Origin of the sequence: Amycolatopsis sp. YIM 10 (assembly GCF_009429145.1) — a bacterium.
Taxonomy (GTDB): domain Bacteria; phylum Actinomycetota; class Actinomycetes; order Mycobacteriales; family Pseudonocardiaceae; genus Amycolatopsis.
Genome location: NZ_CP045480.1, coordinates 3,831,918 through 3,846,949, shown reverse-complemented (window position 1 = coordinate 3,846,949; position 15,032 = coordinate 3,831,918). Strand labels below are relative to the sequence as shown.

Below are 15,032 nucleotides of genomic sequence, written 5' to 3'. Positions count from 1 at the left end.
GCCGGTGGAGCTGGAATTATTCGTCAGCTCGCGTCGGGAACATCGGCCGAGATCGCTTCGGCGAGCCCGGCCCGCCCGGCCACGCCGAGCTTCCGGTAAGAATTCGTCAGGTGTTTTTCCACCGCGCGGGAGGAGACCCCGAGCCGCTCGGCGATCTCGGCGTTGGTCAGCCCGGAGCCGGCCAGTTCGGCCACCCGGCGCTCGGTGCGGGTCAGCGACACCTTCGGCGGCGGAACGGCCGCCTTGCCCGCCGAACCCGGCCGCGCGCGTTCCACCAGCCAGCTCGCCCCGCAGGCCGTTGCCAGCTCGGCGCCCTCGCGCAGCGCCGCCGCCGCTTCGGCGCTGTCCCCCAGCCGCCTGCCCAGCAGGATCAGCGCCCGCGCCAGCTCCAGGTCGTTGGCCGAACCACGCAGCGTGCCGACCGCGTCCCGCAGCAGGTCGAGGCCGCGGTCACCGCCGTGCAGCCAGCCCTGCAGCCGCAGCGCCCGCCCGATCGCCGAGGCCGCGCCCCACGATTCGGCCCAGGCGTGTTCTTCTTCGGCCAGTGCCAGCGCGGACGGGCTGTCGCCGAGGCGCTGGTGCAGGCTGATCGCCCACGGCCGCCACGGGTAGAGCGAGGAGTTGCGCCAGCCCGACGCCTCCAGCAGCCTGCCCACGGTGAGCAGCCCGTCCAGCGCGCTGACCCACTGGCCCTGGTGGGCGTCGACCGCCGACTCCAGTATCTGCGCGACCGCGGTCAGGCTCAGGCTCTCCGAGCGCCGCCTGCCCACCCCGTTGACGATCCGCTTGCTCAGCTCGATGTCACGCAGTTCCAGCGCCACCGCGGCGAGCGAGACCGTGGCGCACGCGCTGACCTCGTGCCAGTCGGCGTCGACCAGCTGCATCGCGCGCTCGGCCTGCTCGCGGGCGGCGGGCAGCCTGCCGCGCGCGGTCAGCACGAGCGAATGCTCCACGTGCACCAGCGCGTCGGCCACGGTCACGTGCTGGCGCCGCGCCTGCCGCTCGATGGAGAGCCAGGAACTGATGCCCTGCACCGAATCCGCCGCGATCAGGGTGAGCACCAGCAGCGGCAGGGCGGTGTGCACGTGCGAGGGAGTGGCCGGTTCGCGCTCCAGGACGCGGTTCGCCAGCGAGGCCAGTTCGGCGGCCGGCCGCCGTGAGCTGATCGTGGCCGCGTGCAGCAGGACGACGATCAGCTCGCGCTCGGCACCCGAGCGCATCGGCGGGCTGTCACCGAGGCCGCGCAGTCGTTCGCTGGCCGAAGCCAGCTCCGCCGGGTCCTCGTGCCCGGCGTGGCGGAGCCGGGCTTCCAGGCGCAGCGCGATCTCCCGCGCCGAACCGTCCAAAGTGTCCGGACTGCCGAGATCGCCGGCCACCTGCCCGATCAGGTCGATCATCGACGCCGGTGGCGCGCCGAGCACGGTCGGCGCGATGCGCAGCACGGCCGCGGCCCGGTCGCGCGGGGTGGTCAGCAGCGGTACCGCCTGGGAGACGTGGCGTTCGCAGGCGGCCGGGTCGAACCCGCGTTCGGCGGTGGCCAGGTCGATCAGCAGCCGCGCGCGGTCCTCGCCCTCGGTGGAGCTGTCCAGCAGGGCGCGCCGCAGGTAGCGGGCGGCGGTGTCCGGCGCGCCCCGGCGCAGCGCGGTGTCGGCGGCGGCCCGCAGCACGACCACCGACCACGGCTGCCGCGAGACGGTCACCGCCATCAGCTGCGCGGCCACCTGCTCGGCCGGCGCGCCGAAGCGGTAGAGCAGGGCGGCGGCCGAATCGTGCAGCCGTTCGCGCTCGACCACGGTCATCGAGGCCTCGACCGCGTCCTGCACCACGCGGTGGAAGAACCGCGGTTCCTGCTCGGTGGCCAGCAGGCCCAGCTGGTGCAGCGAGCGCAGCGCCCCGGCGAAACCGATCGCGTCGAGCCCGGCCAGCCGCGCGATCAGCTCGGGATCGCCCTGCTCACCGAAGGTGGCGATGGCCGCGGCCAGGTCCCGCACCGGCCGCGGCTGGTTGCGCAGCCCGCTTTCCACGCGCTCACGCAGCTTCGACGGCCGCTGCGTGCGCAGTTGCTGCGCCTGCGCGGCTTCCGGGCGGCAGCCGGTGGCGACCAGGCTGAACAGCACCGAGTTGAGGAACAGCGGATTGCCGGCGGAGGCCTCGTGGCAGGCGGCGGCGAACTCCTCGTCACCCTCCTCGCCGAAGTGCCCGAGGATCACTTCCCTGGTGGCCTCGAAGGAAAGCGGCGCCGGGGTGAGCACCCGGGTGGCCGCGTCGGCCACCTCGCGCACCAGCGCGTGCTGCGCCCGCGGATCCCCGTCGCGCAGCGTGCAGACCACCACCACCCGCAGCCCCCGCAACCGGCGCGCGAGGTAGGCGAACCAGCGCAGCGACGGCACGTCCGCCCACTGCAGGTCGTCGACCAGCAGCAACAGCGGCGTCTCCTCGCCGACGTTGGCCAGCAGCGTGCACAACCCGTGCAGCACGGCCTCGGACTGGGCCACGTCGTGGGATTCGGTGGCGGGCACGGCGTCGTCGGCGAAGACCAGCTTGGCGAACCCGGCGCGCTCCTGCAGCCAGTGCTCGCGGGCTTCCTCCGGCGTGCCCGCCAGCAGGCTGTCGAACAGCTGGCGGACCACCCCGAAGGCGAAGTCCTGCTCCATCGGCGCCGCGTTCGCGCGCAGCACCCTGACCGCTTCGGTGTCGGTGATGCCGGGAAGTCGCTGCAGCAGGGCGGATCGGCCGATGCCCAGCGGGCCGCGCAGCAGGATCAGCGCGGACTCGCCGTCCGCCGCCGCGCGCAGCGCCCTGGTCACCAGCGCGAGTTCGGCGTCCCGCTCGAGCAACATCGGTTTCAGAATCCCTCCATCGACCGGACCAGCGCGCCGAGTTCCTCCCGCCCGCTGATGCCCAGCTTGCGGTAGACGCAGCTCAGCCGCCGCTCCACGGTCCGCTTGGTGACCGAGAGGGTCTCGGCGATCTCACCGTTGACACGACCGCGGGCGACCATGACGGCGACCTTACGCTCCGGTTCGGACAGTGAGGTCCAGATCGGCGAAACCGGTCCCGGCGGGCCGCTGCCGACGCGCTCGCTCAGTTCCCGCAACCGCGTGGTGAGCCAGTGCGAGCGGTGGATGGTGGCCAGCGCGGACGCCTCGGCCAGCAGCGGCGGCACCTCGGCCGGGTCGCCGTCGTCGAGTTCGGCCGCCGCGACCTCCAGCAGCGCCAGCGTGTAGACCGGGCTCAGCCGGAAGCCGCGCAGCACGCGCAGCGCTTCGCGGGCCCGGCCGACACGGTGTTCGCCGGACAGGCGGGAAAAGCCCATCTCCGCCCAGCCCAGCGCACTCGGCGCGCCCCACTTCTCGGCCAGCGTCCACTCTTCCAGGCTGAGCTGCTGCGCTTCCTTGATGTGGCCCAGCGCCGCGGCCGCACCGGAGGCGACCGACCGCCACGGCAGCAGCCCGGGATTGACGATGTGCTGGCGCAGCAACCGCCTGCCGCACTCGCGGAACATGTCCAGCGCGTCGACCGGCCTGCCCTCGGCCAGCGACAGCAGGCCCTTGGCGAACATGAAGTACGCGGAGAAGGCGCCTTCGGCCGGTCGCGCCCGGTCGAGCAGCCGCCTGGCCCGGTCCAGCCGTCCATATTGGACATCGATGCAGATCTGCAGCGAGATCGGGTAGGAGGCGATGTTCGGGTGCCAGCTGCTCAGCGGCAGTGCGCGCTCGGCGGCGGCCAGGTCCCGTTCGGCCACGTCGTTGCGGCCGGTGCGCATGCTCAGCTCGGCGCGCGCGGTGAGCACCCGCGCGGTGCCCGCGCGCAGGTGGTCGCGCTGGACGTCGGCGAGCAGGGCGTTCAGCTGCACTTCCGCCTCTTCCAGGTCGTCGGTGAGGAACAGCGCGCGGCAGGCGGACAGCCGCGGCATCACCAGCAGCGGGCGGGCGTCCTCCCGGCGCAGCGCGCGCCGGGCGAGCACCCTGGTGGCCTGCAGGTCGTTCGCCGACGCGGCCAGCTGCCACGCCCGCGCCCCGGCCTGCGCGGTGTCCAGCGGATGATCGGGCAGCGAGGGCATCTCCGGCACCATCGGCTCGCCGTCGTCCTGGCGGGTCTGCTCGGACATCCAGTACAGCGCCAGCATTCCGTCCTTTTCGGACTCGTGCTCGGCGAGCACCGCCTCGGCGGCGACCCGGCGCGCCCAGTGGCTGTCGCCGCGGCTCAGCTTGGCATCCACCGCGCGCAACCGCAGCCCGGCGAACTCGCGCCCCGGCGTGGTGGCGAGTTCGCTCAGCCGCCGGTCGCTGGCCACCGGCACCCTGGCCGCCTGCACCGAGGCGAGTTCGAAGTTCAGTCGTGCCCGCGCCAGTGGTTCCAGCGGTTCGTCCAGCGCGCGGTTGAGGTAGGCGATCGCCTGGCAGTCCTCGCCGTCCCGCAGCGCCGCGGCGAAACTGCGGCGCAGCAGGTGCACCACCCACCTCGCGCCGATCGGCCCGGCGCGCAGCAGGATCCGCGCCACGTCGGTGTCGCGCACGTCGGCCCGGTAGGCGAGTTCGGCGGCCCGCGCGTGCAGTTCGGCGCGCTCGGCGACCGGCATGCTCTCCAGCACCCTGGCCGCCACGACCGGGGCGCGCACGCGCAGCCGCTCCCCCGCCGCCCGGGTTTCCACCGCGAGCCCGCTGGAGGCGATGATCGAGCGGATCCGCGACTCGTGCAGGCCGGGCTCCCCGGCCAGGCGGCACACCAGCGGGAAGTCCAGCACCTCACCGCAGACCGCGACCGCGCGCAGCACCGAAACGGCCTCTTCGGACAGTCCATCCAGGACACGGGTGGCGTAGTCGCCCAGCGCCGACTCGCCGATCGCCCGCAGCCGGGGCACCCCGGCCGCGTCCGGGCTGCCGCCGGTGTCCCGGAACCGGCCGAGCACCTCCTGCAGCAGCAAGGGATTCCCGCCGGTGGCGGCCAGCGCGGCGGCGCAGAACTCGTCGTCACCCCGCTCGCCGCAGACCAGTTCCACCGCGTCGGCCACCCCGCGCGCGCTCAGCGGCGACAGCAGCATCTCGACGGCGTTGACCTGGCCGCTCGCCGCCAGGCTGGTCACCGAGCCGCAGTCCCCGCAGGTTCCGCCGCTGCTGGCGAGCAGGGCGATCCGGGTGCCCGGCAGCCGCCGCATCAGGGCCTGCAACCACGCCGAGGACGCCGGGTCGAGCCACTGCCCGTCCTCGACGATCACCATGGTCGGCCGGGTGCGCGCGGCCCGCAGCAGTTCGGCCAGTCCCGGCAGCTGGTCCGGCCCGGCCAGCAGGTCGCGCACCCCGGGCACCACCGGGGTGAGCAGCTGGGCCAGCACCCCGTAGCGCAGCGCGTGCTCGGCCGGGGTCGCCCGCGCCCACAGCACCCGCACGCCCTGTCCGGAGGCCAGCCGCGCGATCCAGCGCAGCAGGTCGAGCTGGCCGAGTCCGGGCGCTCCGGAAATCGTGACCACGGAAGGAGTTCCGCGGTCGAGCGCGCCGAGCACCGCGGTCAGCGCGTTCCGCTCGGCCTCGCGTTCGAGGCCGAACAGGTCGCCGCTCACGAGAGCACCCGCTTCACCGGGCCGCCGAGCGAGGCGGGCATGTCGGCCAGCGCGGTGTCGAGTTCGGCCCGGGAGCCGACACCGAGCTTGCGGTAGACGTTGGTCAGGTGGGATTCGACCGTGCGCACGGTGACGAACAGGGACTCGGCGATGACCCGGTTGCTGGACCCGGCCACCGCCAGCGCGGCCACCTTGCGCTCGGTACCGGTGAGCATGTCGACCGGCGACTCGGTGATCTCGCGCATCCGGCCGCCCGCGGCGAGCAGGCCGCGGCGGGCCGAGCGCGCCAGCGCCAGCGCCCCGCAGCGGCGGGCCAGGTCGGCGGCGGTCCGCAGGTGCCCGCGCGCGCGTTCGGAATGCCCGGACTCCAGCAGCGCCTGCCCCAGCCGGAATTCGGCGCGGGCCTGCTCCAGCCGGGCGGGCGAGCGCGCCAGGAGCGAAGCGGCTTCGGCGAGCAGGTCGATCCCGGCGGTGCCCGGGGTGATCACCCCGCGAGCCAGCGCGGCCAGCCCCAGCACGCGCGGGGTGCCCCAGCGCCTGGCCAGTTCCTCGCCGTGGTCGACGATTTCGGCCGCGTCGCCGGGGCGCCGGATGTCGGCCAGCACGCACGCCGACTCCACCCACCACGGCACGAACGCCGGGTTCACCAGACCGGCTTCGGAGAGAGAACGCCCGCACTCGTCGAACAGCGACAGCGCGGTGTCGGCGTCACCGAGCGCCCAGCGCGCCCGCGCGCGGGTCATCAGGAACCAGTGGTACTCCCAGACGAACCGGTCCAGGTCGGTGCGGACCACCCCGGCCAGCAGTTCTTCGGCGCGGGCCGGTTCACCGCGGTCGATCAGCCCCGCCGCGAGCGCGGTCGGCGGCATGGTAACCGCGTCGCCCCACGGTTCCCCGCGGCTGACGTCGAGGGAGACCTGGGCGTCGGAGATCGCGTCGGCCAGCTCGCCCAGCCCGTGCATGATGAACGCGCGGAAGGACAGCGTCAGCACGTAGGTGCGCACCGCCGCGTGCTCCCTGGCGTGCTCGAGGACCCGGTCGAGCGCGTCCATGCAGTCGCCGACCTCGTCGGCGAAGCTGAGCGCCAGCGCGGAGGACAGCAGCGACCAGCCGCCCAGCGTGACCCCGGGAGAACGCATGGCCCGGCGTGCCTGCTCCACCGCCAGCGCCGGGCAGGTGCCGTCCATCGCGGTCACCACGGTCATCGTGCCGAGCAGTTGCCGCTGCGCCGGGGTGTCGCCCGGTGGCGGTGTCATCTTGGCGACCCGCGCGCGGATCGGCGCGATGGTGGCCTTCTCGTCCACGCCGGTGAGCAGCAGCGCCGATTCGACGTGGGTGCGCAGTTCGCGGTCGGCCGGATCGGGGTCGGGGCCCAGCTCCAGGTCCAGCGCGTCGAGCACCTCGCTGAGCACCCGCACGGCCTCGGGCGACTTCTGCACGTGGAGGCACGTCATGCCGAACTGCACCGCGACCATCGCCCTGGTGCGCACGTCCAGCGCCAGCACCAGTGCCTCGCGCAGCAGTGCCGCGCCCTTCGGCGGGTCGATCTCCACCAGCGAGCGCGCCAGCTGCAACCGGACCGGCACGCTCTCCGGTTCGGCCTCGAGAACCCGGTACAGGTAACGGATCGCGGCCTCGGGCGCGCCCCGCAGCTCGGCGCGCGCGGCGGCCGCGCGCAGCACCCCGGCCATCCACGGCTGGGTCACGTCCGGCACCAGCAGCAGCAGGTTCGCCACGTCCTCGGCCGGGCGGCCGGCGTCGCTGAGCAGGCTGGCCGCGCGCACCCGCAGGGCGGCGAGATCGGCCGGGCTGATCGAGTCGAGCACCGCCGAGCGCACCACGTCGTGCACCGGCTCGATCCGGTCGGCGGACAGGATGTCCGCGCCGCGCAACACCTCCAGTGCGGTTTCCACCTGCGCCGCCGGTACCCCGGCCAGCGCGCCGAGCAGTTCCTCGCCGTGGTCGCCGAGCACGGCGACGGCGATCGCCACCTCGCGCACCCAGTCCGGTTTGCTGTCCAGCGTGGCGCGGACCGAGGTGGCCACCACGTACCGCCCGACCTCGGTGACCCGGCGGGCCCCCTCGCGGTCGGCCGCCACGCCCAGCTCTCGCAGTTCCTGCAGCAGCCGGGTGAGCACCAGCGGGTTGCCGCCGGAGACCACCGCGGCGTTGTGCACAAAGGACTCATCGGCGGGACCGGGCAGGGCGCGGCCGATCATGGTGGCCACGTCGGCGCCGGCCAGCGGCCCGACCCCGAGGGTGAGCGAGCGCGGCTGCGCGGAGATGTCGGCCAGCGCGCCCGGCGCCACCGGCTCGATCTCGGTGCGCAGCGCGAGCACCACCAGCAGCGGCAGCGTGTCCGCCCGCCGCATCAGGAACTCCAGCCAGCGCAGGGACCGCTCGTCGCACCAGTGCACGTCGTCCAGCGCGAGCACCAGCGGGCCGTCGGCCATCAGGTTCACCGCGAGCCAGTAGAGCCCGTGCAGCGCCGGGTAGTCGGCGCCGGTGGAGCTGCTCTCACCGGGTTCTTCGGCCAGCGCGACCAGCGCCCGGCGGGCACCGCCGCGCAGCAGCGGGGAATCGGCGGTCAGCTCCAGCGAACCGAACAGCGCCTGCGCACCGCCGTAACCGGTACCGGCCACCACTTCCCCGCACGCCCCGTGCAGCACCCGCATGCCTTCGGCGGCCGCGCGCCCGGTGAACGCCCGCAGCAGACTGGATTTGCCGATCCCGCTCGGTCCGGAAAGGACGACCAGGCCCGCGTCACCGGCGCGGGCGGCCGCGGCCAGCCGTGCGAGGGTCCCCAGTTCACCGCTCCGGCCGATGAGCACGCCGGAGTCGCCGGGGACTTCCGTCCGCTCGACCAACTGGTCCTCCCTAGGCACGGCACGGCCCGTGACGACGTCGCCAGATGACGGGCGAATCCCGCATCCCGGCCCCCAGGCCGCATCCGCGGCTCCAAGGTTAGGCGGCGCGCGGGCGTTCGCGCACGGCCAGTGATCCGGCAGTGGAACCGTACGTTCGTACGGTGAATGGGGTAGGGCCGAACGCACCACTCCGGCGCGCGGTCACCCTTTCCGGTCAAGAATTCACCAATGACCGCGCCGAGCAGGTCTTCCGCTGGGCGGTGGCCCCGGCGCGGGGCGGCCCGGTGCCCGATCCGGCCACCGGATCGGATGCGGGCGGCACGTATTCGCCGTTTCCGCGGCCCTGTACGCAGTTACCGCCCGATGGGTGACGGGTGGAAAAGCCAGCCAGGGCCGTTCGAAGTGATCACACGGAGCGCGGTCGGCCGCATACGGTGCGCTGATCGCCGGGTGCTCACCCGACTTCGGACCAGTGCGTCAGTCATTTACCAACCGCACTCGGACCATAACAGAAGGTGCCTGTTCGCCGCACCGAGCACACCTCCGCGCGCGGGGACAGCGCGTCCGCGAATCGCGGAAAACGGCGGCAATGGCGGGAAAATCGCCGAAGACTAGGCGTTTCCGGCGCCACCGGCGGGTCTACTGGGGCCGTTCCTGCCCGCGGTACACCGCCCGAGGTGAGTGATGACGCTCTTCGCCGTGCCGGACACCACCGGGTCCGCACCGGATCACCGCGACCCGGTGCACCGGCTCTCGCAGTTGCTCGACCCTGGCTCGCTGCGCCTGGTCCACGGCCGCGAGAAGGCCGGGCTGGCGGTGGCGCGCGGGCTGGTCGACGGGACGCCGGTGATCGCCTACTGCACCGACGGCAGCCGGATGGGCGGCGCCATCGGCATCGACGAGTCGCCGCTGATCGTGGACGCGATCGAACTGGCCGTCGCCGAGGACTGCCCGGTCATCGGGGTGTGGCACTCCGGCGGCGCGAAGCTGAACGAAGGGGTCGCCGCCCTCGACGGCATCGGCCACATGTTCGCCGCGATGGTGCGTGCCTCCGGCCGGATCCTCCAACTCTCGGTGGTGCTCGGCCCGGCCGCCGGTGGCGCCGCCTACGGTCCCGCGCTCACCGACCTGGTGGTGATGTCGGAGTCCGGCCGCGTTTTCGTCACCGGCCCGGACGTGGTCCGCTCGGTCACCGGCGAGCAGATCGACATGGCCGGGCTCGGCGGGGCCGAGGCACACGGCCGCAAGTCCGGTGTGGTGCACGTGACCACCGATTCCGAGGCGGAGGCCTACGCCGAGGCCCGGCGCATCGTCGGGTTCGTCGGCAGGCCGGGTTCGGTGGACACCACCTCGATCGCACCGCCGGAGGACCCCCGCGCGCTGCTGCCCGACTCCCCGCGCCGCGCCTACGACGTCAAGCCGCTCGTGCGCGCCCTGCTCGACGACGGTGATTTCGCCGAACTGCAGGCGAAGTGGGCGCCGAACGTGGTGATCGGGTTCGGCCGCATCGGCGGGAAGACCGTCGGTGTCATCGCGAACAACCCGCTGCGCAAGGGCGGCTGCCTCGACTCGCTCTCGGCCGAGAAGGCGTCGCGGTTCGTGCGGATGTGCGACTCCTTCGGCATTCCGCTGCTGGTGCTGGTCGACGTCCCCGGTTACCTGCCCGGCGTGAGCCAGGAGTGGGGCGGCGTGGTCCGGCGCGGCGCGAAACTGCTGCACGCCTTCGCCGAGGCGGTGGTCCCCCGGATCACCCTGGTCACCAGGAAGTCCTACGGCGGCGCGTACATCGCGATGAACTCGCGCTCGCTCGGTGCCACCGCGGTGCTCGCCTGGCCGGAGGCCGAGGTGGCGGTGATGGGCGCCGAAGCGGCGGTCGGCATCCTGCACCGCAAGAAGCTGGCCGCCGCGCCGGAGCACGAGCGCGAAGCCCTGCTCGCGACGCTGGTCGCCGAGCACGAGGTGATCGCCGGCGGGGTCGGGCGCGCGATGAGCATCGGCGTGGTCGACGAGGTGATCAAGCCCGCGGACACCCGCCACCGGCTGGCCGAACTGTTCGCCTCCTACCCGGATGCCAGGGGCACGCACCGCAACATCCCGCTCTGATCCCTACCGGCGGCGGCGCGGGGTCAGCCGGACACCGGGCAGCGCGGGCGCGGGGATCCGCTGCCCGTCGTGGCCGTCGACGTGGCCGAAGCGGTCCCCTTCCTCCCAGTCGGCGCGGGCCCGCGCGATCTCGTCGTGCCCGCGGCCGACGAAGTTCCACCACATCACCAGCTCACCGGGGAACGGCTCACCGCCGAGCAGCAGCGCCCGCGCGCCCGCGGTGGCGGTGATCTCCAGTTCCGCCCGTCCGGTGCCCAGGTACAGCAACGGCCCGGCGGTCACCGGCACCCCGGCCACCTCGATCTCGCCTTCGACCACCAGCACGGCGTGCTCGAAGTCCGCGCGCAGCGGCAGCACGGCCCGCGCCCCCGCGTCGACGGCCAGGTCCGCGCCCAGCAACGGGGTGTAGGTGGTGGCCGGTGAAACGGCGTCGCCCAGCGAACCCATCAGCACGGTCGCCGTCACCCCGTCCGCGACGTAGGAGGGCAACTCGGTGTGCTGCTCGAAAGCGGGTTCGATGCCGAGTGCGTCGTCGGGCAGCGCGACCCAGAGCTGCAGGGCGTGCAGCACCGGGGTTTCCTCCTCCCGCACGGAGAACTCCGAATGCGAGATCCCGCGCCCGGCGGTCATCAGGTTCAGCTGGCCGGGGCGCACGAGCACGTCCGAGCCGACGGAGTCCCGGTGCCGGATCTCCCCGGCCAGCGGCCAGGTCACCGTCTGCAGGCCGGTGTGCGGGTGCGGCAGCACCGACATCTCGACCCGCTCCGGGCCGAACTGGTCGAGGAAGCACCACGCGCCCACGGTGGGCAGCGCGCGCTGCGGCAGCACGCGTTCGACGCGCATCCCGCGCACCCCGCCCAGCGGTACCGCGCGCGGCTCGAGGAACTCGGCGACGGCGCCCTCCCCCGCCGCCGGACGGCACGGGGTCACCTCGGGCCCGCGATCCAGGTTGGTCATCGCGCCGCGTCCCAGCTGACGTGCTCCTCGTAGCCGGGGTTCCGCTTGAGGTAACTCGCGATGAACGGGCACAGCGGCACGATCACCCGGCCGCGCGCAACCGCGTCGTCGAGCGCGCCGGCGGCCAGCACCTTGCCAAGGCCCCGCCCGCCGAACTCGTCGCCGATCTCGGTGTGGGTGAACACCGTCCGGTCGCCTTCCTCGGTGTACTCGGCGAACCCGGCCGCCTCGTCACCGACGAAGACCTGGTACCGGTGCCCGGCTTCGTCCCTGCGCACCACGGCGTCCTCGCCCATCACTGCTCTCCGTTCCGTTCGAGGCCCCGTTCGAGGTCCCCTTCGAGTCCCCGCAGTACAACCGAAAGTCCACCCCGGAATTCCTCGTCCGCGCCGATCCGCCGCGCGCGGCGCGCGGTTTCGCTCAACCGGGGGAACTCGGCTTCGGGCAGCGCGGCCAGCGCCTCGGTGCCCGGCCCGGACAGCGGGCCGAGGTGCTCGGACTGCAGTGCGCCGAGCAGGTAGGCGATGAGCACGCGGAAGGCGATGACCCGGCGCTTGCCGGTGAACCCGGCACCGGTCAGCACCTCGAGCGCGGCTTCACCCCAGCGTGCCGAGGACAGCGAGCTGTGCCGGTGCGCGAGCAGCAGCGGCACCACGGCGGGATGGCCGCCGACGGCCGCGCGCATCCGCCCGGCGAGCTCGGTCAGCCGGGCCTGCCACGAGGTGCGCGGGTCCACTTCGAAGTCGATCCCGCCGAGCACCAGTTCCACGATCAGCCGTTCGAGCTGCTCGCGGTCGTCGACGTAGCGGTAGAGCGACATCGTGCCCATGCCGAGTTCGCCCGCCACGGCGCGCATCGAGAGCGCGGCGAGGCCGTCGCGGTCGAGCACGGCGAGCGCGGCGGTGGCGATCTGGTCCGGGGTCAGCGAGCGTGGTCGGGGCATCTCGTTGACAGCGTACGACATACGCGCATACGTTCGTAGGCGTACAGCGCACGCTTAAATCAGCCAAGTGGAGGAAGTCATGGCAGGACGAATCGAGCCGGGCACCGTGCTCGCCCCGCGAGAGGTCGAGGTGGTCGACGGCGAACCGGTGGACATCCCCAAGCCGGGTCGCCTGGTGCACCTGCAGTTCCGGCGGTTCGCCGGCTGCCCGGTGTGCAACGTGCACCTGCGCTCGGTGACCCGGCGGCACGCCGAACTCGCCGCGGCCGGGGTGCTGGAGGTCGCGGTGTTCCACTCCCCCGAGGCCGAACTGCGCGAGCACACCGCGGACATCCCGTTCGCCGTGGTCGCCGATCCCGGCAAGCGCCTCTACCGCGAGTTCGGCGTCGAGGCCGGTGCCCGCGCGCTGCTGCACCCGCGGGCGTGGCTGCCGATCGTGCGCAGCATCGCGGCCGGGCTGGCCAGACGCGATCCGGCGCCCGCGTCGAAGCAGGAGCACGGCAGGCTCGGGCTGCCCGCCGACTTCCTCATCGGCGAGGACGGCACCGTGCTCGCCGCGAAGTACGGCGAGCACATCTACGACCAGTGGAGCGTCGACGAGATCCTGGCCCTCGCGCGCGCCGAAACTGACGTACCCCGCCGCTAGGGTCTGCGCTGTGCCGACCGCCGAAGAGATGTTGAGTACCGCCGCCGTCACCGAACTGGGCCGCTGCCTGCGCGAAGCCGCGCCCGGGCTGGATCTGTCCGCCCTGCGCGCGGCGCCGCGCGCGCTGCCGGGGATGAGCTTCAGCGAGCGCGGGCGGTTCGTCCGCGACGCGGTGCTCGCCGGGCTGCCCGAGGACTACGCGGCGTTCGAAGCGGTGGTCCGCACGGCGCTGGCGGACCCGCGGTTCACCGGCTGGATGATCTGGCCGGTCACCGAGGCGGTGGCGGTGCGCGCGCTGCCGGAGCACTTCGACGCCGGGCTGGACCTGCTGGCCGCGCTCACCCCGCTGCTCACCGCCGAGTTCGCCATCCGGTCCTTTTTGGACGCCGATCTGGACCGCGCGCTGGCGATGGCGCTGACGTGGACCTCCCACGAGGACGAGCACGTGCGGCGGCTGGCCAGCGAGGGCACCCGGCCGCGGCTGCCGTGGGCACGGCAGGTCAAGGCGATCACGCGGCGGCCGGAGGCGGCGCTGCCGGTGCTCGACGCACTGCACCGCGACGAGTCGGAGTACGTGCGCCGCTCGGTCGCCAACCACCTCAACGACATCAGCAGGCTGGACGCCGGACTGTGCGTGCGGACCGCGGCGCGCTGGTTCGGCGACTCACCCCGGCTCGTCCGGCACGGCCTGCGCACCCTGGTCAAGCAGGGCGACCCCGCCGCGCTGGAGCTGCTCGGCTTCGGCCCGCCCGCCGGCCTGGCGGTCGACGGCCCGCGCACGCCGGTGGCCGAGGTCGCCATCGGCGAGCACCTCGCCTTCGACTTCACCCTGCTCAACGAGGGCGACGCGCCGCTGACGCTGGCCATCGACTACGTGGTGCACCACCGCAAGGCCAACGGCAGCCTGGCGCCGAAGGTGTTCAAGCTGACCACCCGCACGCTGCCCGCCGGAGCCGCGGCCACGATCGAGCGCAGGCACTCGTTCAAGCCGATCTCGACCCGGGTCTACCACCCCGGCGAGCACGCACTGGAACTGCAGATCAACGGGCAGCCCTTCGGCAAACTCCCTTTTGTGCTCACGCCGTAGCCAGTCGCTCCAGCAGTTCCCCGTGGTTCCCCGGCCGCCGGATGTTCGGCGGGTCGGGCTGCCCCAGCGAGTGGTCGTCCGCGCGCAACGCGGCCAGGAACCGCACCACGTGTCTCGGGTCCGGTAGCACGTCGTCCCCGCCGAGGTAGGCCAGCACGATCACGTCCTCACCGCAGCCCGCCTCGATGGTGGCCGCCCAGCCGTGCCGCTCGTCCCAGATCAGCGCCACGTCGCGCCCGGGGAACCGGGTGAACCGCCAGTCGATGGCGATGTACGCCGACACCGGCGTGTCCACGTCGACCGTGCACGATTCGAGGCCGATGCCCAGTGCGGCGGTGACGGCTTCGAGATAACCACGCAGACCGCGGTTGAACCGGTACTCGACCTCGGAGTCGATCAGGCTGCTCACGGCAACGCCTTTCGTCGGTGGGGACGGGGGGTACTCAGCGGTATCCCGCCTTTACCCCGCGCAGCCGGGCGTCACACCTCGTATTCGGATTTCCCGCCGGAGATCACCCGTTCCGACGTGTGACCACACGTCCGACTGGGTACCCGTCGGCGTCGGGATCGGGCGAAAGGCTGGTACTCCATGCTGAGTCACGATGATCGGGAGCAGCTGAAGAAGATCGAGGAGTGGTTCGAGGCCGCCGAGCCCGCTCTCGCCGCCTCCTTCCGTGACATCGGCAAACCGCGCCGATCCCGCATCGGCAAGGTCCTGCCGGTCTGCCTGGACGTGTTCGCCGGGCTCCTGCTGACGCTGGCCGTGGTCACCGCCAACGCCACCCTGGTGCTGGCCGGCATGCTCGCGCTGGTGATCGGCGTCGGCCTGCACCTGGCACGCCATCTCCCGGCGAACCCGTCCTGACGTA

At 73.2% G+C, this 15,032-nt stretch carries 11 protein-coding genes; 4 read left to right on the top strand and 7 right to left on the bottom strand.

Annotated features, from left to right (window positions below; genetic code table 11):
* Nucleotides 1–23: 23 nt before the first annotated feature.
* From YIM_RS18610 to YIM_RS18600, 3 genes are read right to left on the bottom strand one after another with little or no spacing between them, the layout of a single operon-like run.
* Nucleotides 24–2,840, bottom strand: a complete 2,817-nt coding sequence (locus tag YIM_RS18610; RefSeq protein ID WP_153031561.1) for an AAA family ATPase — start codon at nucleotides 2,838–2,840, stop codon at nucleotides 24–26.
* Nucleotides 2,841–2,845: 5 nt separating this feature from the next.
* On the bottom strand, nucleotides 2,846–5,560 hold the full coding sequence (locus YIM_RS18605) for a LuxR family transcriptional regulator (protein WP_194240207.1): 2,715 nt from the start codon (nucleotides 5,558–5,560) through the stop codon (nucleotides 2,846–2,848).
* Nucleotides 5,557–8,427 (bottom strand): LuxR family transcriptional regulator, encoded by a 2,871-nt coding sequence (locus YIM_RS18600; RefSeq protein WP_153031559.1) that lies wholly within the window; start codon nucleotides 8,425–8,427, stop codon nucleotides 5,557–5,559. The genes YIM_RS18605 and YIM_RS18600 overlap by 4 nt, the downstream gene beginning before the upstream one ends.
* A gap of 684 nt (nucleotides 8,428–9,111) precedes the next feature.
* Here YIM_RS18600 and YIM_RS18595 point away from each other — a divergent pair.
* Complete coding sequence (locus YIM_RS18595; RefSeq protein WP_153031558.1) at nucleotides 9,112–10,530, top strand: acyl-CoA carboxylase subunit beta; 1,419 nt, start codon at nucleotides 9,112–9,114, stop codon at nucleotides 10,528–10,530.
* 3 nt (nucleotides 10,531–10,533) lie between these two features.
* Here the strand turns inward: YIM_RS18595 and YIM_RS18590 are convergent, their stop codons facing one another.
* The 3 genes from YIM_RS18590 to YIM_RS18580 are packed head-to-tail and all read right to left on the bottom strand — an operon-like array spanning nucleotide 10,534 to nucleotide 12,430.
* Entirely contained in the window at nucleotides 10,534–11,487 is a 954-nt protein-coding gene (locus YIM_RS18590) for a pirin family protein (RefSeq protein ID WP_153031557.1), read from the bottom strand.
* Complete coding sequence (locus YIM_RS18585; RefSeq protein WP_153031556.1) at nucleotides 11,484–11,783, bottom strand: GNAT family N-acetyltransferase; 300 nt, start codon at nucleotides 11,781–11,783, stop codon at nucleotides 11,484–11,486. The genes YIM_RS18590 and YIM_RS18585 overlap by 4 nt, the downstream gene beginning before the upstream one ends.
* Nucleotides 11,783–12,430, bottom strand: coding sequence for a TetR/AcrR family transcriptional regulator (locus YIM_RS18580; RefSeq protein WP_153031555.1), 648 nt, complete (start codon nucleotides 12,428–12,430; stop codon nucleotides 11,783–11,785). The genes YIM_RS18585 and YIM_RS18580 overlap by 1 nt, the downstream gene beginning before the upstream one ends.
* 79 nt (nucleotides 12,431–12,509) lie before the next feature.
* Between YIM_RS18580 and YIM_RS18575 the strand changes: the two genes are divergently transcribed.
* Together YIM_RS18575 and YIM_RS18570 are read left to right on the top strand one after the other, a co-directional pair.
* Nucleotides 12,510–13,076, top strand: coding sequence for a peroxiredoxin-like family protein (locus YIM_RS18575; protein ID WP_153031554.1), 567 nt, complete (start codon nucleotides 12,510–12,512; stop codon nucleotides 13,074–13,076).
* A gap of 10 nt (nucleotides 13,077–13,086) precedes the next feature.
* Nucleotides 13,087–14,163 carry a DNA alkylation repair protein gene (locus YIM_RS18570; RefSeq protein ID WP_153031553.1) on the top strand — a complete coding sequence of 359 codons (1,077 nt, stop codon included), beginning with the start codon at nucleotides 13,087–13,089 and terminating at the stop codon, nucleotides 14,161–14,163.
* Here YIM_RS18570 and YIM_RS18565 read toward each other — a convergent pair.
* On the bottom strand, nucleotides 14,153–14,572 hold the full coding sequence (locus tag YIM_RS18565) for a DUF6292 family protein (RefSeq protein ID WP_153031552.1): 420 nt from the start codon (nucleotides 14,570–14,572) through the stop codon (nucleotides 14,153–14,155). The two genes, YIM_RS18570 and YIM_RS18565, sit on opposite strands and share 11 nt — an antisense overlap.
* A 180-nt stretch (nucleotides 14,573–14,752) precedes the next feature.
* Between YIM_RS18565 and YIM_RS18560 the strand changes: the two genes are divergently transcribed.
* Nucleotides 14,753–15,028, top strand: a complete 276-nt coding sequence (locus tag YIM_RS18560) for a DUF3040 domain-containing protein (protein WP_153031551.1) — start codon at nucleotides 14,753–14,755, stop codon at nucleotides 15,026–15,028.
* Nucleotides 15,029–15,032: the final 4 nt, after the last annotated feature.

What these genes read in the sequence shown, in the direction of transcription:
- YIM_RS18610 (WP_153031561.1), bottom strand. Translation starts at nt 2,840, where the DNA reads ATGTTGCTCGAGCGGGACGCCGAACTCGCGCTGGTGACCAGGGCGCTG.
- YIM_RS18595 (WP_153031558.1), top strand. Translation starts at nt 9,112, where the DNA reads ATGACGCTCTTCGCCGTGCCGGACACCACCGGGTCCGCACCGGATCAC.
- YIM_RS18590 (WP_153031557.1), bottom strand. Translation starts at nt 11,487, where the DNA reads ATGACCAACCTGGATCGCGGGCCCGAGGTGACCCCGTGCCGTCCGGCG.
- YIM_RS18585 (WP_153031556.1), bottom strand. Translation starts at nt 11,783, where the DNA reads ATGGGCGAGGACGCCGTGGTGCGCAGGGACGAAGCCGGGCACCGGTAC.
- YIM_RS18580 (WP_153031555.1), bottom strand. Translation starts at nt 12,430, where the DNA reads ATGCCCCGACCACGCTCGCTGACCCCGGACCAGATCGCCACCGCCGCG.
- YIM_RS18575 (WP_153031554.1), top strand. Translation starts at nt 12,510, where the DNA reads ATGGCAGGACGAATCGAGCCGGGCACCGTGCTCGCCCCGCGAGAGGTC.
- YIM_RS18560 (WP_153031551.1), top strand. Translation starts at nt 14,753, where the DNA reads ATGCTGAGTCACGATGATCGGGAGCAGCTGAAGAAGATCGAGGAGTGG.